General features: G+C 63.0%; 19 protein-coding genes. 1 reads left to right on the top strand and 18 read right to left on the bottom strand.

What is annotated here, in order from left to right; genetic code table 11:
- Positions 1 to 120: 120 nt before the first annotated feature.
- From bamB to trmJ, 17 genes are all read right to left on the bottom strand, one after another.
- Positions 121 to 1,290, bottom strand: coding sequence for an outer membrane protein assembly factor BamB (gene bamB / locus LVD12_RS09110; protein WP_237067385.1), 1,170 nt, complete (start codon positions 1,288 to 1,290; stop codon positions 121 to 123).
- On the bottom strand, positions 1,287 to 2,024 hold the full coding sequence (locus LVD12_RS09105; protein ID WP_237067384.1) for a YfgM family protein: 738 nt from the start codon (positions 2,022 to 2,024) through the stop codon (positions 1,287 to 1,289). Before LVD12_RS09105 ends, bamB begins: the two co-directional genes overlap by 4 nt.
- An 87-nt stretch (positions 2,025 to 2,111) precedes the next feature.
- Positions 2,112 to 3,374 (bottom strand): histidine--tRNA ligase, encoded by a 1,263-nt coding sequence (gene hisS / locus LVD12_RS09100; protein ID WP_237067383.1) that lies wholly within the window; start codon positions 3,372 to 3,374, stop codon positions 2,112 to 2,114.
- Positions 3,375 to 3,563: 189 nt separating this feature from the next.
- On the bottom strand, positions 3,564 to 4,676 hold the full coding sequence (gene ispG, locus LVD12_RS09095) for a flavodoxin-dependent (E)-4-hydroxy-3-methylbut-2-enyl-diphosphate synthase (RefSeq protein WP_237067382.1): 1,113 nt from the start codon (positions 4,674 to 4,676) through the stop codon (positions 3,564 to 3,566).
- 176 nt (positions 4,677 to 4,852) lie between these two features.
- Positions 4,853 to 5,965 (bottom strand): helix-turn-helix domain-containing protein, encoded by a 1,113-nt coding sequence (locus LVD12_RS09090; RefSeq protein ID WP_237067381.1) that lies wholly within the window; start codon positions 5,963 to 5,965, stop codon positions 4,853 to 4,855.
- Complete coding sequence (pilW, locus tag LVD12_RS09085) at positions 5,955 to 6,734, bottom strand: type IV pilus biogenesis/stability protein PilW (RefSeq protein ID WP_237067380.1); 780 nt, start codon at positions 6,732 to 6,734, stop codon at positions 5,955 to 5,957. The genes LVD12_RS09090 and pilW overlap by 11 nt, the downstream gene beginning before the upstream one ends.
- 83 nt (positions 6,735 to 6,817) lie before the next feature.
- Positions 6,818 to 7,945, bottom strand: coding sequence for a dual-specificity RNA methyltransferase RlmN (gene rlmN / locus LVD12_RS09080; RefSeq protein ID WP_237067379.1), 1,128 nt, complete (start codon positions 7,943 to 7,945; stop codon positions 6,818 to 6,820).
- Positions 7,946 to 8,115: 170 nt separating this feature from the next.
- Entirely contained in the window at positions 8,116 to 8,544 is a 429-nt protein-coding gene (gene ndk / locus LVD12_RS09075) for a nucleoside-diphosphate kinase (RefSeq protein WP_237067378.1), read from the bottom strand.
- A 208-nt stretch (positions 8,545 to 8,752) separates the two neighbouring features.
- Complete coding sequence (iscX, locus tag LVD12_RS09070; protein ID WP_250459896.1) at positions 8,753 to 8,947, bottom strand: Fe-S cluster assembly protein IscX; 195 nt, start codon at positions 8,945 to 8,947, stop codon at positions 8,753 to 8,755.
- Between the two features lie 38 nt (positions 8,948 to 8,985).
- On the bottom strand, positions 8,986 to 9,324 hold the full coding sequence (gene fdx, locus LVD12_RS09065) for an ISC system 2Fe-2S type ferredoxin (protein ID WP_237067377.1): 339 nt from the start codon (positions 9,322 to 9,324) through the stop codon (positions 8,986 to 8,988).
- Between the two features lie 89 nt (positions 9,325 to 9,413).
- A complete protein-coding gene (gene hscA, locus LVD12_RS09060) occupies positions 9,414 to 11,273 on the bottom strand; it encodes a Fe-S protein assembly chaperone HscA (RefSeq protein ID WP_237067376.1) in 1,860 nt (619 codons plus the stop codon).
- Between the two features lie 2 nt (positions 11,274 to 11,275).
- Entirely contained in the window at positions 11,276 to 11,800 is a 525-nt protein-coding gene (gene hscB, locus LVD12_RS09055) for a Fe-S protein assembly co-chaperone HscB (protein ID WP_237067375.1), read from the bottom strand.
- A gap of 95 nt (positions 11,801 to 11,895) precedes the next feature.
- Complete coding sequence (gene iscA, locus LVD12_RS09050) at positions 11,896 to 12,219, bottom strand: iron-sulfur cluster assembly protein IscA (protein ID WP_237067374.1); 324 nt, start codon at positions 12,217 to 12,219, stop codon at positions 11,896 to 11,898.
- A 16-nt stretch (positions 12,220 to 12,235) separates the two neighbouring features.
- The gene (gene iscU / locus LVD12_RS09045; RefSeq protein ID WP_237067373.1) at positions 12,236 to 12,643 is read right to left on the bottom strand and encodes a Fe-S cluster assembly scaffold IscU; all 408 of its coding nucleotides are present in this window, start codon (positions 12,641 to 12,643) and stop codon (positions 12,236 to 12,238) included.
- 29 nt (positions 12,644 to 12,672) lie between these two features.
- Complete coding sequence (locus tag LVD12_RS09040; RefSeq protein WP_237067372.1) at positions 12,673 to 13,887, bottom strand: IscS subfamily cysteine desulfurase; 1,215 nt, start codon at positions 13,885 to 13,887, stop codon at positions 12,673 to 12,675.
- 63 nt (positions 13,888 to 13,950) lie between these two features.
- Positions 13,951 to 14,430 carry a Fe-S cluster assembly transcriptional regulator IscR gene (gene iscR / locus LVD12_RS09035; RefSeq protein WP_237067371.1) on the bottom strand — a complete coding sequence of 160 codons (480 nt, stop codon included), beginning with the start codon at positions 14,428 to 14,430 and terminating at the stop codon, positions 13,951 to 13,953.
- Positions 14,431 to 14,540: 110 nt separating this feature from the next.
- Complete coding sequence (gene trmJ / locus LVD12_RS09030; RefSeq protein ID WP_237067370.1) at positions 14,541 to 15,320, bottom strand: tRNA (cytosine(32)/uridine(32)-2'-O)-methyltransferase TrmJ; 780 nt, start codon at positions 15,318 to 15,320, stop codon at positions 14,541 to 14,543.
- Positions 15,321 to 15,509: 189 nt separating this feature from the next.
- Between trmJ and LVD12_RS09025 the strand changes: the two genes are divergently transcribed.
- Entirely contained in the window at positions 15,510 to 16,313 is an 804-nt protein-coding gene (locus tag LVD12_RS09025; protein WP_237067369.1) for an inositol monophosphatase family protein, read from the top strand.
- A gap of 33 nt (positions 16,314 to 16,346) precedes the next feature.
- Here LVD12_RS09025 and LVD12_RS09020 read toward each other — a convergent pair whose 3' ends face one another.
- Entirely contained in the window at positions 16,347 to 18,347 is a 2,001-nt protein-coding gene (locus LVD12_RS09020; protein WP_237067368.1) for an ATP-binding response regulator, read from the bottom strand.
- Positions 18,348 to 18,972: the final 625 nt, after the last annotated feature.

Genomic DNA, 18,972 nt, shown 5'->3' with positions numbered 1-18,972 from the left:
TCAGTCTTCTCTGGGCAAAACGGATTTGCCATAAACACGAACGCCCGCGGGGCGCGGGCGGTACAACGTCTCCGCGCGTGCGTGGCGCGGCGGGCGGAGACAAGCTCCGCCCGGACATTTTTACTGACGACGCTCGAGGCGCAGGGCGACAAGCTCACCGCCGTCAGAAAGGGCGAACAGGAGGTCGCCATCCACGACCATCGGGATGCGTACCGGATCGCCGTCGATCTTTTCACGACCAATGATCTGCCCGGTGGCCGGATCCATGGCGTGTAGGTAACCCTCGAGGTCGCCCACCACCACTACATCACCAAAGTAGGCGGGGCCGCCCAGTTCACGGCGCAGCAGGTCGTTGTTGTTCCACACGATCTGGCCGCTGCCCACATTGTAGGCATACACAGTGCCGCCAGCATCGCTCAAGTATACATTGCCGGCTCCCACGGCCACGCTGTGGTGGGTGGAGGCATCCCGGGCCCACAGGCCGCGACCGTCGTCCCGGGACAGGGCAACCACACGTCCCTGGTAACTGGCGGCGAAAACCAGGTCACCGCGGATTACCGGTGCGCCGTCGATATCGACGACCCGGTCCAGCTCCGCGGTCCCCTGGGGAATCGCCACCCGCTGCTCCCAGCGCGGAATGCCGTCGCGGGCATCCAGGGCGATCATTTTGCCGTTGTCGAGACCGGCGAAGACCAGCCCGGCAGTGATTACCGGAGCCGCCGTGCCGCGCAGGGTCAGCACCGGCAGGGTGGTGCTGTGGCTCCAGCGCTCGGTGCCATCTGACGCATCGAGGCCGACCAGCTTGCCGTCCACGGACTGCACGACCACCACACCGGCACCGACCGCCGGTGCTGCCACCACTTCACTGGTCAGCTGGTGGCTCCAGAGTTCGTTACCATCATTCAGGTCCAGCGCAACCACTCGACCGCGGTAGTCGGAAACCACGGCCATGCCGAGGCCGACACCGACGCCGCCGCTGATGGGCACATCCAGGTCCACTTTCCACTGCCGGCGGCCGGTAGCGCGATCCAGTGCCAGTACTTCGCCGTCGCTGCTGGCGGCGACAATCCGGCCGGCGCCGATCGCAGGCTGCAGCATGGCGTAGCGCTTGGTGTCGATATCGCCGATATTTTCAGACCAGACTTCACGCAGCTCCACTGTGGCATTGATGTCCACCAGTTCGACGGGGTCCGTGTCTTCTTTCTTCTCGTCGTTGGAAGCACAGGCGGCGATCACCGCTGCCAGCGCCACCAACACCGCTCTGTTCAGGGTGCGTGAAATCGATCTCATTGCTCGTCACTCTCCTGTGCCGGAGCTTCCTGTTGCGGAGCTTGCTGCGCGGGCTCTTCTGCCGGGCTCTCCGTTTTCTTTGCCGGGGCCACCCCTTCGGCCTTGAGGCGCAGCAACTGGGCACCGCCCGCCTGCTCCGGCGACAACTTGACCAGGGCCTGCTGATAGGCCTCGTAGGCCGCAGCCTCATCACCCTTTTGCAGCAGGATGTCGCCACGGGTTTCGGCAAACAGGGCCTCGAACGCCATGGGCACCTTGCCCTCCAGCAGTTTCAGGGCCTCATCAGGCTTGCCGCGCGCGGCGAGGACTGCAGCGAGACGGCGGGTTGCCACCAGTTTAAGGGACTCCTCATCACTGTTGGTCAGGACCCACTGCAGTTCCTTCTCGGCCGACTCCAGGTCATTGTCATCGGCCGCCAGTGCCGCGAGACGAAGCGCCGCCTGGCTGGCGTAGATGCGGCTCGCATATTCCTCTTTCAGCTGCTGGGCCAGGCTCTTGGCGGTGGTCAGCTGCTTGTTGTCGGGCTGGCCTTCATTGGCACTCATGGCCTCAACGAAGCCCTGGTAAAGATCGGAGGAGGCCTCGGCTTTCTCGCGCTCGGCACCCTGCCACCACTGGAAGCCGAAATAGGCAGCCAGTGCCAGGACCACACCAGTAATGATTCCGCGGCCGTTCTCCGCCCACCAGCGTTTCAGCGATTCTATTTGTTCTTCTTCTGTCAGATGATCAGCCATTGGTTAATTCGCCTTTCCTATCACTTCTTGGTACTTCCCGCGGAGTGGCCGCGGCCACTCCCGATGTTCAATGCCCTGTTCCGCAGGTCAGCCTTGCAGCAGTGCGGGCAGGTCGGCCAGGGCCACGGTCTGTTGAGGCTGCTCGGCGCGCAGGAACTTCACGGTCACCTGCCCTGCCGCTGCCTCGTCCTCACCGATGATGAGGGCAAAGTCCGCGTTGCTCTTGTCGGCCTTTTTCATCTGGCTCTTGAAGCTGCCACCGCCACAGTGTGTCTGCAGGCGCAGCCAGGGCAGCGCATCGCGGATCTGCTCCGCAGAGGCCAAAGCCGCCGATTGTACATCACCAACGGCCACCAGGTACGCATCTACCGGTTGATCCAGCCCCTCCGGCAACACCTCGAGGGTTTCCAGCATCAGCACCAGACGCTCGACGCCGAGGCCAAAGCCCACCGCCGGGGTCGGCTTGCCGCCCAACTGCTCCACCAGGCCGTCATAGCGCCCCCCGGCGCAGACGGTCCCCTGGGCACCGAGACTGTCAGTGACCCACTCGAACACGGTCTTGCCGTAGTAATCCAGCCCCCGTACCAGCCGCGGGTTGATCGTGTACTGGACGCCCGCGGCATCCAGAAACGACTTCAGGCTGTCGAAGTGGGCCGCAGACTCCTCATCTAGGAAATCCAGTAGACAGGGCGCATCGACCAGCAGTTCCTGGGTCTGGGGGTTTTTACTGTCGAGAATCCGCAGCGGGTTGCGCTCGAGGCGGCGCTGGCTGTCTTCGTCCAGCTGCTCTTTGCGCTCGCTCAGGTAACTCACCAGGGCCTCGCGGTAGGCGGCGCGGCTGGCGCTGTTGCCGAGGGAGTTGAGCTGCAGGGTGACGTGCTCAGCGATCCCGAGCTGCTTCCACAGGCGCGCGGTCATGATAAGGATTTCCGCATCCACGTCCGGCCCTTCGATGCCGAACACCTCGACACCAAACTGGTGGAACTGGCGCAGGCGGCCCTTCTGTGGGCGCTCGTAGCGGAACATGGGACCGAAATACCAGAGGCGTTGCGGGCTGGCCAGCAGGCTGTTCTGCATCGCCGCGCGCACTGCACCGGCAGTGCCCTCCGGACGCAGGGTGACACTGTCACCGCTCTTGTCCTCGAAGGTGTACATCTCCTTCTCGACGATGTCGGTGGCCTCTCCGACTGCACGGCTGAAAAGCTGGGTCGCTTCCAGCAGGGGCATGCGGATTTCACTGTAGCCATAGCGGGCGAAGAGCTCGCTGACGGTGCTCTCCACATACTGCCAGACCGGGGACTGGGTCGGCAGCAGGTCGTTCATGCCGCGAATTGCGCGAAGCTGTTTCAAGGTTTGTCCTTACTTAACTCAATCGGTTTCCAGTTTGAGGGGCGGGGACCCCAACAAGACTCTGAAGGGTGCTGGCGGGGCTTTTGCGGGACTGTCGGCCGGAGGGACCCGGCCGACAAGCCTCCAGGGATGGATTCACGGCGTGTCCCGCAAAAGCCCCGCCAGCACCCACTCCCCACCTGACAGGAATCAGGCCTTGGCGATGATATCCGCCTCTCGCTCGGCCTTGGCCGCGGCCTTCTCGCGGATCAGGCGCTCCAGGTCATCTACCAGGTTGTCATTCTTCAGCTTGTGGCTGGGCTTGCCGTCCACGTAAATGGCATGGCTGGGCGTACCGCCGGCAAGGCCCACATCGGCCTCTTTAGCTTCACCCGGACCGTTGACGATACAACCGATCACCGCCACATCCAGCGGCGTGGTCACATCCTCGAGGCGGGTTTCCAGCTCGTTCATGGTCTTCACCACGTCGAAGTTCTGCCGCGAACAGCTGGGGCAGGCGATGAAATTGATCCCCTTGGTGCGCAGGCGCAGGCTCTTCAACAGGTCCCAGCCCACCTTGACCTCTTCCACCGGATCCGCCGCCAGGGAGACCCGCAGGGTATCGCCGATACCATCCAGTAGCAGTGCGCCGAGACCGATGGCGGACTTCACGGTGCCGGCGCGCAGGCCACCGGCCTCGGTGATGCCCAGATGCAGCGGCTGCTCGATCAGCTTGGCCAGCTTCCGGTAGGCGGCCGTGGCCATGAAGATATCGGAGGCCTTTACGCTCACCTTGAAGTTGTGGAAGTCGAGACCATCGAGGATTTCGACATGCCGCAGGGCGGACTCCACCAGTGCGTCCGGGGTCGGCTCGCCGTATTTCTTCTGCAGGTCCTTCTCCAGGGAACCGGCGTTGACGCCGATGCGGATCGGGATATCCAGGTCCCGGGCCTTGTCCACCACCGCGCGAATACGGTGCTCGCGGCCGATATTGCCCGGGTTGATGCGCAGGCAGTCCACGCCCAGGTCGGCGACGCGCAGGGCGATGCGGTAATCGAAGTGGATGTCCGCCACCAGCGGCACCTCCACCTGCTTCTTGATTTCACCGAAGGCCTCAGCCGCGTCCATGGTGGGCACGGAAACCCGCACGATATCGGCTCCGGCCTCCTGCAGGCGCCGGATCTGGCCCACGGTGGCCTCGACATCGCAGGTGTCGGTGTTGGTCATGCTCTGCACCGAAATGGGCGCGCCGCCGCCCACAGGCACATTGCCCACCATGATCTGGCGGGAAACGCGGCGGACGATAGGTGACTCGAATTGCATAGGTCTGACCTGACGGTTTCGCAGAGTGAAAAATCGAGGAGGGATTATAAAGGTGCAGAGCGTACAAATCAGCATCAGCGGGAGCACGACTGACGGTTACGGACCGATCAGGCGATTGCCTGGGGCTGCGGGAGTGAACAATCGGCCGCTGCATCGCCGCAGCGGCCGCGTGGGCATCATTCGCCCAGGGTCATCCGGTGGGTACGGCGACCACCTATGGGATCACTGGGCACCAGCTGGCCGCGATAGCGCACTTCAGTGACTGCCGCATGACCGAGCATCAGGCTGAACGGGGGCTGGCCTTCCAGCGCCACCCGCGAGCCCGCCGGCTGCAGCCTGGCCAGCAGCACACTGCCGGAGGCATCCTTGACTTCCACCCAGGCGTCCTCGGCAAAGCTGAGCTGGACTGTCTCGACGGGACCGGAGACAGCAGCCTGCGCGGGGGTCGGCTCAGCCACCCTCGCGGACTCAGCGGCTTCCGCCGGGGCTTCCGTTGTATCTGAAGCCTCAGTCGCGGCCGCGTCAGACTCCAACTCCGCAGCGATCTCGACCTCCGGTTCCGCAGCCATCACTTCGATCTGCCCCTCTGCCGCTGCCTGCACGGTTCCAGCATCAGCAGGCTCCGCCGGCACCTCTTGCGAGGACTCAGGGGTCGCCGACTGCACGGATTCCTGTGCCTCGGAAATCTCGGGAGCGACCACTTCAAAGGTCTGCGCGCTCTCAGCTTGTTCCGCCTCAGCCAGTTCAGCCTCAGCCATGGCGGCAGCAGGCTCGGCGCCCGAATCCAGGGCCATCTCCGAAACCGCGCGCTCGGCGGCAGGAGAAACGATGTCGCTGGCAGCGTCAGTCAGCTCACGGCCCTGGAACCACCAGAAGGCACCTGCCACCAGTACCAGCGCTACCAGCGCCAGGACCCCGTAGCCGCCCCTGCCGCTCTCGTCGATCACCGACGCTTTACTGACATGGGCGATGATCGCCCGGCTCTCTTCCTCTGCAGCACTGTAACCGGAAAACGCTTCCAGCACCGGGACCGGGTCGATACCCAGCTCTTTGCAGGCATTGCGAATATAGCCGCGGACGTAGAGGGCACTGGGAAGGCGGTCGTATTCATCCCGCTCCAGCAGTTCCAGCTTGTTGCCGGTCATCCGCAGGCGGGCGGACAGCTCCTCCAGGGTCAGCCCGGCGGCTTCGCGGGCTGCACGCAGCTGGACTCCCGGGGATGGGTGCTCCTCGCGAAGCTCGGCGGATTGCGCGGCCGCTGCCGCGTTTTCAACTAGGTTATCCGTCATTGGCCATCATCTTCTTGTATTCCAGCGCTTCCGCTGAATAGGGGTAGAGGTTTCTCAGGGCCAGGGCGTAGCTGCGCTCCTTGTCCCGGTTACCAAAGATCTTTTCGATGCGAATTCCCAGCCACAGGGACTGGGGTACCTGCTGGTGTTTTTCGCTGTAACGGTCCAGGTACTGTTTGGCCTGGGCATAGGCCCCGGCCTCGTACTTCATTTCTGCCAGTTCCAGCAGCGGCTGCGGAAGGTTGTCATTCAGGGCCAGCGCACGGGTGAAGGCCCGCTCGGCCTCCTCGGCCTTACCCAGCCGCACCGCCGCACGACCGTAATTGGTCAGGGCGTAGGAGCGGCGGTTGTAGGTGAGATCACTGGCGGCCTTTTCGAAATGTTCCAGTGCCTCCTCATAGCGCTCCTGGCGGTAGAGGAAGACCCCGTAATTGGTGTGGGCCATGGAGAAGTCGTCGCCATAGCGCAGCGCCTTGCGGAAGTGGGACTCGGCCACCTCCAGTTCACCATCCACCTGGTACAGCATGGCCAGGCCGTGGTGGGCATCGGGATTGCGCTTGCCGAGTTCGAGGGCCTTGTTGAAGTGATAGCGGGCGAGATCGCGGTTTTCCCCGGACTGCAGATAGCGCAGACCCAGTTGCACATGGGTCTTTACCGCTTGGTCAATGTTGACCTCTTGGCGCTGCGGCAGGCCGGTGGTCACACAACCGGCCAGCAGGACACTGAGAATCAGACCTGCCAGGGGCAGGGAGAGGGATTTCGCCAACACTACATCACCTTTTATTTTTCTGGGAGCACACCCCGGCGATGCGCCGTTGGCCGGCCGACACTCAGGTGCCGGCCGGGAGCGCACTAGCCGACGATTCGGACCGGGCGCTCGGCATTGCGGTAGCGCTCGGAACGGCGTGTGCGGTCATTGACACTGCCGGCCAGCTGGCCACAGGCCGCGGCGATATCGTCGCCCCGGGTTGTGCGAACCGTTACCGTAAACCCTTTATCCAGCAAAATCTGCTGAAAACGTCGCAAAGCGTTGTTGCTCACACGCTGGTAGTCAGAAAGTTCAAACGGATTGAAGGGTATCAGATTTATCTTGACTGGCACATCGCGCAGGAGCTCGGCCAGTTGCTCGGCATGTTCCGGCCGGTCGTTGACCTCACGCATCAGGGTGTACTCGATGGTCATCTTGCGATGGGTATCGGGCATGCGTTCGATGTAGCGCTTGGCGCTGTCCAGCAGCATGGCAATCGGGTACTTCTTGTTGATCGGCACCAGCTCGTTACGCAATTCGTCATTGGGCGCATGCAGGGAGATCGCCAGGCTCACGTCGGTGACGTCCGCCAGGCGGTCCAGAGCCGGTACCACACCGGAGGTACTCAGGGTCACGCGACGCTTGGAGATGCCGTAGGCATTGTCCTCCATCATCAGGTTCATCGCGTCGACCACGTTGTCGAAATTGAGCAGCGGCTCGCCCATACCCATCATCACCACGTTGGTGACCTTGCGCGGGCCCTTGGGCTGCAGCTGGCCGAAAGACTGACAGGCGATCCAGACCTGGCCGATGATCTCGGCCGCGGTGAGGTCGCGGTTGAAGCCCTGCTTGCCGGTGGCGCAGAAGCTGCAGTCGAGGGAGCAGCCCACCTGGGAGGAGACACACAGGGTGCCCCGGTCACCATCGGGAATGTAAACGGTCTCGATGGCGTTACCGCCCTCTACCTCGATCAGCCACTTGCGGGTGCCGTCAGCGGAATCCCACTGTCCCAGCACCTTGGGGGCACGGATCTCGGCCACCTCTGCCAGCTTTGTGCGCAGCGCCTTGCTGACATTGGTCATCTGTTCGAAGTCATCGACGCCGTTCTGGTGAATCCACTTGAGCACCTGCACTGCGCGAAAACGCTTTTCGCCCAGGGACTCGAAGAACGCCGCCAGCTTGTCGACAGACAGGCCCAGCAGGTTCACTTTTTCGGTTTGGCTCGCAGTCATGGAATCACCTTGCACCAGACACGGTGCTGCTAGTTACAACGCGGCACGGGGCGTGCCGCCATTGACCAGCTCGGGTCAATGGAAGCACCCGGCCAGCCAGCCTGCGTACAGGGAGCGGCTGTCCGGGTGCGACGAGCGAAGGGAGCAGGGAGCCCCCTCCGATCAGCGCATCAAGCGCGCGGGCAGATTTCGTCGTCAGCAAAGAAGTAGCTGATTTCGCGCTCGGCGGAAGCCGCGGAATCGGAACCGTGTACCGCGTTGGCGTCGATGCTCTGGGCAAAGTCGGCGCGGATGGTGCCGGCTTCAGCTTCCTGCGGGTTGGTGGCACCCATCAGATCACGGTTGGCCTTGATGGCGTCTTCGCCCTCCAGAACCTGAACCACAACCGGGCCGGAAGTCATGAAGTCCACCAGGTCTTTAAAGAAAGGACGCTCTTTGTGCTCGGCGTAGAAGCCTTCGGCCTTCTCGCGGGACAGGTGCTGCATTTTCATGGCGACAATACGCAGGCCGGCTTTCTCGAAACGGCTTTCGATCTCGCCGATAACGTTCTTGGCTACCGCGTCCGGCTTGATGATGGAAAGAGTGCGCTCCAGGGCCATGATTTTCTCCAATTTCAGTATTTGCAATTTACATACAGAAAGAGCAACCGCAGTTGCTCTTCCCTGAATTCCAGTTTCTATCGCCGCCCGCACTGTGCGAAAAGCGATCAACCCCTTTTAGGGCGGGCGGATTGTACAGGGAATTGTTCGAGTTTTGTACTCCAACAAGCACCCTGCCCGGCGGAATTTGTCTGCCGGAAGCGACCGGTCAGTCCGCCTCCTCGATCCATGCGGCCTGAATCGCCTCCAGGATCTTCTCCCCGCAGCGATCCGGATCGTCATCGAAGCCCGGCAGCTCGATGACCCAATTGCGCAGGTCGACGAAGTTGACCCGCAGGGGATCCACATCCGGGTGGGTATCCACCAGCTCAATGGCAATGTCGTTGATATCGGTCCATTTCATCCGCAGCTCTCCACTAGCCAACGATTGTGACTGGGGTGTCAGTGTTTTTCCGAAACCTGGTTGATGGTGTACCTGGGAATTTCGACCACCAGATCCTCATCATCCACGATCGCCTGGCAGGACAGGCGCGACTCCGGTTCCAGCCCCCAGGCCTTGTCCAGCAAGTCCTCCTCCAGCTCGTCCGGCTCGCCGAGGGAGTCGAAGCCCTCGCGCACGACCACATGGCAGGTGGTGCAGGCGCAGGACTTCTCGCAGGCGTGCTCGATTTCGATACCGTGCTCCAGCGCTGCATCACAAATACTCACGCCACTCTCCACTTCGATTACCTTGCCCTCGGGGCAGATCTCGACGTGGGGCAGAAATACGATTTTAGGCATGGGCTTCCAACTCGCTATAGTCCAGGTGTGCCGGCACTTATCACTGCGCCGGCGGCGACTCTGCACTCCGTCAGGAGGCGAACCGCCGGTTACTCATCAAATTCATCCAGACTGTGCCCCTGCATTGCACGGCGAATGGAAGCATCCATCCGGCGCGCCGCAAACGGCTCAGAGACTTCGTTCAGGGCCTCGATGCGACGATGAATCTCATCCGCATCGCCACCATTGTGGGCGAGGCGCAGTGCTTCCATGCCCCGCTCCATGGCATTCAGTTCTTTCTCGCTCAGCAGCTCGGCACCATTCTCCTGCAGGGCTGCCAGCAGGGACTCCAGCGCGCGCTCCGCTTCTACCTGTGCCTCGCGCAGGGCGCGAGCGGCCATGTCGTCCTCGGCGTGGGCATAGGAATCCCGCAGCATGCGGGTAATGTCCTCATCTTCCAGGCCATAGGAGGGCTTGACGGTGATATCGGCACTGACGCCGCTGCTCTTCTCCATCGCTGTCACCGACAGCAGCCCATCCGCATCCACCTGGAAGGTGACGCGGATATGCGCCGCGCCGGCCACCATTGGCGGGATGCCGCGCAGCTCGAAGCGGGCCAGGGAGCGGCAGTCTTTCACCAGTTCCCGCTCGCCCTGCACCACGTGGATGGCCATGGCCGTCTGGCCGTCCTTGAAAGTCGTGAACTCCTGCGCCTTGGCCACCGGAATGGTGGTGTTGCGTGCGATCAGCTTCTCGGTGAGGCCGCCCATGGTCTCGATACCCAGGGACAGCGGGATCACGTCCAGCAACAGCAGGTCATCACCGGACTTGTTGCCGACGAGCACATCCGCCTGCAAGGCAGCGCCAATGGCCACCACCTGGTCGGGGTCGATCTCCGCGTGGGGCTGGCGGCCGAAGAACTGCTCCACCCGCTCGCGCACGCGCAGGGTACGGGTGGATCCGCCCACCAGCACCACCTCGCCGACCTCATCGACAGCCAGGTCGGCATCCCGCAGTGCCCGCTTGCAGGCCCGCAGGGTCTTGTCGATCAGCGGGTCGAGGATCTCGGCCATGGTCGCCCGGTTCAGGGTGCCCTGCCAGTCGCCGTGGGTCACGGGCACCGACTGTTCCTGTGCCAACTGCTCCTTGGCGGCGCAGGCCGTGTCCAGCAGCGCCCGCTGCGTGGTCACATCCAGGTCAGTGCCCAGACCCGCTTCTCCGGCGATCCAGCTGGCGATCGCGCGATCGAAATCATCGCCACCGAGCGCGGTATCGCCGCCGGTGGACAGCACCTCGAAAACGCCCTTGGACAGGCGCAGGATGGAAATATCGAAGGTGCCACCGCCCAGGTCATAGACGGCGATCACGCCCTCCTCGCCCTGGTCGAGGCCATAGGCCACCGCCGCGGCAGTGGGTTCATTCAGCAGCCGCAGCACGTGCAGGCCGGCGAGGCGCGCAGCGTCCTTGGTGGCCTGCCGCTGGGCATCGTCAAAATAGGCCGGCACGGTGATCACCGCGCCGTCCAGGTCTCCGCCCAATGCCTCGCGGCCACGCTGGGCCAGCACCCGGAGAATCTCGGCGGAAACCTGCACCGGATTGACGCTGCCGGCCGCGGTTTCAATCTGCGGCATTCCACCGTCGCTGTCAGCGAAGCGGTAGGGCAGCTGGTCGCCGAAACTCTTTACATCGGCAACGCCGCGGCCCATCAACCGCTTGACGGAAAGCATGGTGTTATAGGGGTCTTTGCCGGCGCGGCTGCGCGCTTCTGCACCAACGGTCACGCCCTCTGCGCTGTAGTGGACTGCGGACGGCAGGATGACACTGCCATCGGCCGCGCCGATTGCCTCGGCGGAGCCGCTGCGCACGGTCGCCACCAGGGAATTGGTGGTGCCCAGGTCGATACCAACCGCACGCTTGCGCTGGTGGGGCTCGGGGGTCTGGCCGGGTTCGGAAATCTGCAGTAGCGCCATCTTCAGTCCAGTAAGTCTTCTTCCAGTTCTTCCACCTGCCGCTGCAGCTTTGCCAGGAACTGCAGCCGGAGCAGGGAGTTCTTCGCCGCTTCCAGCTCGCCGGCGGCAAACCCACGGGCGAATGCCTGCTGTTCGCCGCCAAAAAGTCCGCTGACCTCAGCGGCGAGATCGTCGAGCGCCGCAGCGGGATCTGCCGCGTCGCGCACTTCTTCGAGCTGCTCGCGCAGCATCATCTGCTGCATCAGGAATTCCGCGTCGGCGGTGGTCTGCTCCGGGCTCACCTCGACGCCGGCCAGCTCCAGCAGATAGCCGGCCCGGGCCACCGGGTCGCGCAGGGTCGTATGGGCCTCGTTGATACGCGCCGCATACTGCATGGCCAGCATCTGTTCGCGGCTCGATTTAGCGGCGTATTTATCCGGGTGAAATTCCCGTTGCAGCTCCCGGTAGCGCTGGGACAGGGCCGCGCGATCCACGTCATACGCAGGTTTGAGACCGAAAATATCGAAATAGGTCTGCTGTGCCGACATGGCTGCCCTCTCAACGACAAATTTGTGTCCGCTTCACACAAAGAAAAGGGCCGGCCTGCAGAAAAGCAGCCGGCCCCGTTCGCGCAGCGACTGCCTCACACGTGGAAGCTTTCGCCGCAGCCGCACTCGTTCTTCACGTTGGGATTGTTGAACGCAAAGCCCTCGTTCAGCCCCTCTTTGACGAAATCCAGTTCGGTTCCGTCCAGGTACACGAGGCTCTTCGGGTCAACGATCAGCTTGACCTCACCCTGCTCGAAAATTTCGTCTTCCGCATTCGCTTCATCGACGAACTCGAGCACATAAGCCATGCCGGAGCACCCGGCGGTGCGCACACCGACGCGGATACCAATACCCTTGCCGCGCTTGGCCAGCTGCCGCGCCACATGCTCCTGCGCCGCGGCCGTCATGGTAATTGCCATTGCTCTGCCTTACTGCTTATTCGGCCGCTTCTTCCTTCACTTCCAGGCCGCGCTTTTCGCGGATGTTGCGCACCGCAGCCTTGATCGCATCTTCAGCCAGTACCGAGCAGTGGATCTTGACCGGCGGCAGCGCCAGCTCTTCGGCGATCGCAGTGTTCTTGATCTGCTCCGCCTCGTCGATGGTCTTGCCCTTGACCCACTCGGTCAGCAGGGAGCTGGAGGCGATGGCGGAACCACAGCCGTAGGTTTTGAATTTCGCGTCCTCGATCACACCGTCTTCGTTGACCTGGATCTGCAGGCGCATGACGTCGCCACAGGCGGGTGCACCAACCATACCGGTACCCACGTTGTCCGCCTTGTCGTCCATGCGGCCAACGTTGCGGGGGTGTTCGTAGTGATCGATGACTTTGTCGCTATAGGCCATGACTTTTCTCCTAACTCTTGCTGGTGCGCTTAGTGGGCGGCCCACTCGATGGTGTTCAGGTCGATACCGTCTTTGTACATATCCCAAAGCGGTGACAGTTCGCGCAGTTTTTCCACTGCCCCGCGCACTTCAGCAGCTGCGGTATCCACATCGTGCTCGGTGGTGAACCGGCCAAAGCTGAAACGCAGCGAGCTGTGCGCCAGTTCGTCATTCACGCCCAGGGCGCGCAGGACATAGCTCGGTTCGAGGCTCGCGGAGGTACACGCAGAACCGGAAGAGATCGCCAGATTCTTCAGGGACATGATCAGGCTCTCGCCCTCCACGAAAGCAAAGCTCACGTTGAGGATGCCAGCCACGCGTTGCTCCCAGGAGCCATTCACGTGCACCTCTTCCATATCCTTGATCTGGTCCCAGAAGCGATCGCGCAGGGCCAGGATACGCTTGCTCTCTGCTGCCATCTCTTCTTTCACGAGACGTGCGGCCTCACCCATGCCGACGATCTGATGCGTCGCCAGGGTACCGGAGCGCATACCACGCTCGTGACCACCACCGTGCATCTGCGCTTCCAGACGCACCCGGGGCTTGCGGCGTACATACAGCGCGCCAATGCCCTTGGGGCCGTACATCTTGTGGGCGGAGAAGGACATCAGGTCCACCTTCATCTCCGCCAGGTCGATCGGCAACCGGCCAGCACTCTGGGCGGCATCCACATGGAAAATTACTTTGCGTGCACGGCAGAGTTCGCCGATGGCGGCGATATCGTTGATCACGCCGATCTCGTTGTTCACATGCATCAGGCTGACGACGATGGTGTCATCGCGCATCGCCTCTTCCACCTGCTCCGGGTAGACGATGCCGTCCTCGCGGGGGTTCAGGTAGGTGACCTCAAAGCCTTCACGCTCCAGCTGTCGGCAGGTGTCCAGCACCGCCTTGTGCTCGATCTTGGAGGTGATGATGTGCTTGCCCTTGCCCTGGTAGAAGTGCGCTGCGCCCTTGATGGCCAGGTTATCGGACTCGGTGGCACCACTGGTCCAGACGATTTCGCGGGGATCGGCATTGACCAGCTCGGCCACGTGGCGGCGCGCATCTTCCACCGCTTCCTCGGCCTTCCAGCCAAACAGGTGCGAGCGCGAGGCGGGGTTACCGAAGTTACCTTCCATCGTCAGCTGTTCCGCCATCTTTTTGGCCACGCGCGGGTCCACCGGGCAGGTAGCGGAATAGTCCAGGTAAATGGGAAGCTTCATATTCAAATCTCTCCGCGCACTAAAACTGTTGCTCACTCGTGCTCTGTTACTGTCGCTGCCGGCTTACAGGCCGCCGAGCACCGCGACTGTCTCTTCTTTGACCGCATCGCGCATATCCTGGCGGCGGGCCACTTCCTGCACTTCCGCCCGGGCCACCAGGTCCGCGAGACTGATACCGCTCAGGAAGCTGTGAATCTGGGCGCTCAGGTCACACCACAAGTAGTGGGTCAGGCACTGCTCGCCCCCGGCACAGTCACTGTTGCCACCGCAGCTGGTGGCATCGACGGATTCGTTCACCGCGTCGACGATCTGTGCCACATAAATTTCGTCACCCTCCCGGGCCAACCGATATCCGCCACCCGGCCCACGCACACTGGACACCAGACCGGACTGCCGCAACCGGGAGAAGAGCTGCTCGAGGTAGGAAAGGGAAATGCCCTGACGCTTGGAAATATCCGCCAGGCTGATCGGCCCCTGACCGGCATGTAGTGCCAGGTCGAGCATCGCTGTGACCGCGTAGCGGCCTTTGGTTGTCAAACGCATTTCAGCTCCCGACTGATCCGCAGCCCCCAAGAACGGGCGCGAGTATGGAATAACCCACCAACCTAGTCAAGTATATAACCGGGTACTGCGCTCGGGTATTGCCGGCGGGCTCAGGCGTCCGGTCGCCCTTTGCCACCGGTGCGGTGGATGTAATTCTGGATCGCAGTCAGCATGCCGCGCAGGATCCCGAGCTCCATGTCATCCGGACGCACGCGACTGAACAGTCGGCGCAGACGGGTCATGGTCTGGCGGGGATTGTCCGGGTCGATGAAACCCAGTTCTCCCAGCGCCTGCTGCAGGTGCTCAAAGTAGAGTTCCATATCGTTGGCCTTGGCCGGGGGGCGGTCCCAGTCCGCATAACTGACCGGCGCGCCCTGCTCTGCCTCCAGAGCCGCCATGCGCACTTCGTAAGCCAGCACCTGTACCGCGGTGGCCAGGTTCAGGGAACTGTAGTCCGGGTTGGCGGGGATATGAACGTGGAAATTACAGGCCTGCAGCTCCTCATTGGTGAGGCCGCGGTCTTCCCGGCCGAACACCAGCGCCACCGGGTGGGCCGGCGCTTCCGCCACTGCGCGCTGCCCGCACTCCCGCGGGGTCAGCAGCGGCCAGGGAATACGGCGCTCGCGGGCACTGGTCGCCACCACCAGCCCACAGTCGGCCACGGCATCCTCCAGCGTATCCACCACCACTGCGGTCTCCAGCAGGTCGGCGGCACCAGCGGCACGCCAGATGGCGTTGGCGGCGGGGAATTCACGCGGCGCTACCAGATACAGCTGGCTCAGGCCCATATTCTTCAGGGCCCGGGCGGCACCACCGATATTGCCGGGGTGGGCGCTGTTCACCAGCACGATACGGATATTGTCGAGAGCGGACATGGGGGACTGAGCCATCTGGTGATTTCCCGGGTTGGCCGGTGGATGTGCGCTGCACAAACACCCTACACTTCTGAAACGGCGCGGGAGTGTAGCAAAATTGCACAGGAATCCCTACAATCCGCGACGCCCGGCGAGCCCGGAGCCCGGAGGTCAGCGCGCCTCCCGCTTTTTAACCGTTGAATACCACACAGTGCGGACTTAGTTATGGAACCCATGCTGAATATTGCCCTGCGCGCGGCGCGCAAGGCCGGAGAACTGATCGAGCGGGCCTGGGAGCGCAGCGACCTCGCCAAGCTTGAAGAAAAGGGCCGTAACGATTTCGTCACTGAGGTGGATCGTGCCAGCGAGCAGGAGATCATCTACCACCTGCGCAAGGCCTACCCCAAACACAGCATTCGCGCCGAGGAGAGCGGTATCCTCGAGGGCGCCGAACCCGATTACGAGTGGATCATCGATCCCCTCGACGGCACCACCAACTTCATCCACGGTGTGCCGCAGTTCTGCATATCCATCGCCTGCCGCTACCGCGGCCGCATCGAGCATGCCGTGGTACTGGATCCGATCAAGCGTGAAGAATTCACCGCCAGCCGCGGTCGCGGCGCCGCGCTGAACGGTCGCCGTATCCGCGTCTCGCCGCGCCAGGGCATGCGCGGCGCGCTTATTGGCACCGGTATCCCCTTCAACGGCCCGGCCCTGGAAAACATCGACCCCTACCTGGCGGCCCTGAAAGAAATCGCCGGCCAGACCGCCGGCATCCGCCGCCCGGGCGCGGCAGCGCTGGACCTGGCCTATGTAGCTGCTGGCCGCTTTGACGGTTTCTGGGAAATGTACCTGAACGAGTGGGATATCGCCGCCGGTACCCTGCTGGTGCGGGAGGCTGGTGGACTGATCAGTGACTTCCGCGGCGGCGAGGGCTACCTGGATTCCGGCAACCTGGTTTGCGGCACCCCCAAGGTGTTCAAGCCGCTGCTGCAGATCGTGGGTAAGAACCTGGGCGGCATTCGCTGACGCTGGCGCCGGTTGCGATCGGCGCCATCCGCTCTATTCAGTCGCGCCGCCCATCTCCAGCGCCCGGGCCAGCTCGCCCGGGCCGTATTCCTCGGGCAGCACCGCATCCACCGCACTGCTGCCGCCACCACCGATCTCGATCAGCCGCACACCGGCCGTGCGTGGGTCCCGGGAGAGGATCCCGGACAGGTCCGCCGCCGACATTCCCGGCAGAGCACTGTCGAACAGCAGTGCATTCACCGGTTGCCTGCGGGCAGTAAATATGGCCTCGACCGCATCGGCCGCCACCAGCAACTGCACCTGGGGAGCATCTACCAGCATCCCCCGCAGCCTGGCCAGTACCGCAGTACGGCTTTCAACCAGCAACAGGGTGCTCTTCGGGAAAGTGACATCACTGCCCGGTTCCGGCCGCAACCGCATCATATCTCCCGGAGCGTCAATCAACGGGAACTCGATCCAGAACACCGACCCCTGGTCCTCGTGGCTATCGAAGTCGATCCGCCCACCCATAGCCTCGGTCAGGCGCTTGGCAATCGCCAGCCCCACACCAGTGCCCTCGATGTGACTCCTCTCGGCACCGAGGCGGTTGAATGGCTCGAAAACCTCGGCGCGGCGCTCCTCGGGAATCCCCTTGCCGGTATCGAGAATTGACAGTCGCAGCCAGCCCTCCGACTGCGGGGCAAAATTGATCACCACGCGGCCGCCCTCGCGGTTGTATTTCACCGCGTTGCCGGCCAGGTTCAGCACCACCTGCTTGAAACGCACTGGATCGACGCGGATATAGGCAGATTCCCAGCCCAGGGGTTCGAAGATCAGGGAGACCCGCCGGGTCTCGGCAAGCGGCTCCAGCAGCCGTTTGCAGTCATTGACCAGGCTTGCCGGCTGCACCGCCTCCATGGCCGGCGCCACCTGGTTGGTATCGATCCGCGCCAACTCCAGCACGTCTCCCACAAGGTGCAGGAGATGCTGGCCGGCGCGGCGGATTTCTCCCAGTCGCTGGCGCTGGTCGGTGTTGAGGGTATGGTCCAGCTCCACCATCTGGCTGTAGCCGAGGATGGCATTGAGCGGGGTGCGAAGTTCGTGACTGAGACTGAACAGCAGTCCGGCGCGGTGCTCAGCTTCACTGCGCAGGCTGTCCAGTTCTCTCTGCAGCCGCGCTGTGGCCTCCCGGCTGCTGGTTACATCCTGCACGGTTCCCAGCACCCTCAATGGCTCATCCTGGCGGTTGCACTGGACCTGGCCGCGACAGCGCAGCCAGACAATGCCCCCGTCCCGGTGCCAGAGGCGGTATTCCACATCCAGGGGGATGCGCTCCCGCACAGCATCCTGCATGGCCTGGGAGACCCGGTCGTAATCCTCCGGCAGCATGCGCCGCTTCCATTTCGACAGCGCACTGCGGGCGTCGGCTTCGAGACTGCTGGCGTCAAACCCGATCAGGGCCCAGCAGGCGTCGTCAAACAACACCTCATCCACCCGCAGGTCCCACTCCCACAGGCCGTCACCGACCCCGGCCAGAGCCTGAACAGCACGCTCGGCAGGCAGGTTGGAGGCATCCCGTCCAATCAGGGATTCGGTGTACTCGGCACAACCGCCAAGGACGAACAGCTTCGACTGCCCACCCTCGAATGGTGCCTCAAAAGAGCGGGCCCAGATCCGCAGCCAGCGCAGCCGGCCACTACTGTCGTAGGCTCGGAAGGTCAGGTCGGCCAGGCCTCCGGCACTGTCCAGTCGCCGCCGCAGCATACGCAGGCGATCCCGGTCATCAGAATGCACCAGCCCGAGGCTTTCTCCGCTGAAGACCCCTTCGAGTGCGCGGGAGGGATCAGCGTCAAAGGGAGACCAGACCGCGCCTTCGGCGCGACAGGTACCCGCCTGCGGATGCCACTCGAAGAAACCGGAGTCCACATCCAGCAACAGGCGCTGCAGGTAATGGACCTGGCTGCGCAGCCGCCCGGCATCCAGCTCGCCCAGCTCATCCAGCGTGGCCAGCTGCAAGGGGAAGTCGGTCAGTTGATCGGGAGTGAGCTCAGTCACGAGTGCCACTTGTTGTCTTTGTTTGGCCGCGGAACGGCTGTCGCCTTTAGCACCTCCAAGTGAATCACTAATCCGGAGCCGGGGAAAGAGTTCTGAGACGTCGACATCGCATTGCCCGGTCACCCCCTTTCCACGGGCGTTCATGGTGCTGGAAGCAAATAACCGGCGGGGGCCAACAAAAAAAAGGCCCCGCATAGCGGGGCCTGAATCAGCGATGATGAGAGAAAACGGGAAGTCACGCACGTTATAAACTGGTTGCCGGCTCGCGCCGGCGATTCGCCATAACCCGGTGAGGGATTCCCGGAGCGCGGGCCTCTCGGCCCACACCCTGAGGTTTGCAACGCCCATGCCAAGTTTGACCAACAGCCGGAAATGGCCGGTTGGCGGGGCCCCCGGGTCAGAATATCTCCCTGAGCCGCATTGCGCTCTCGACTCGGGGCGACAACGGGGGGTTGCTGTGAACCAACTCGGCACAGGTTTCCTCCTGCATGCACCAAAAGCTTGCAGCGGTGACTGGAACGCCAAATCCGGTACTGACTTTTGCGGAACGGGGGTGCCATACTCGTGCCGATCGGTTAGGATCCGGCAAGCAGTGGAAGTTACGCGCTGGGCTGCCGGAGATCCT

The sequence above is a fragment of the Microbulbifer guangxiensis genome, assembly GCF_021729075.1.
GTDB lineage: Bacteria > Pseudomonadota > Gammaproteobacteria > Pseudomonadales > Cellvibrionaceae > Microbulbifer > Microbulbifer guangxiensis.
Note: the sequence above shows the minus strand (reverse complement) of the source record. Positions and strands in the feature narration are given on the sequence as shown.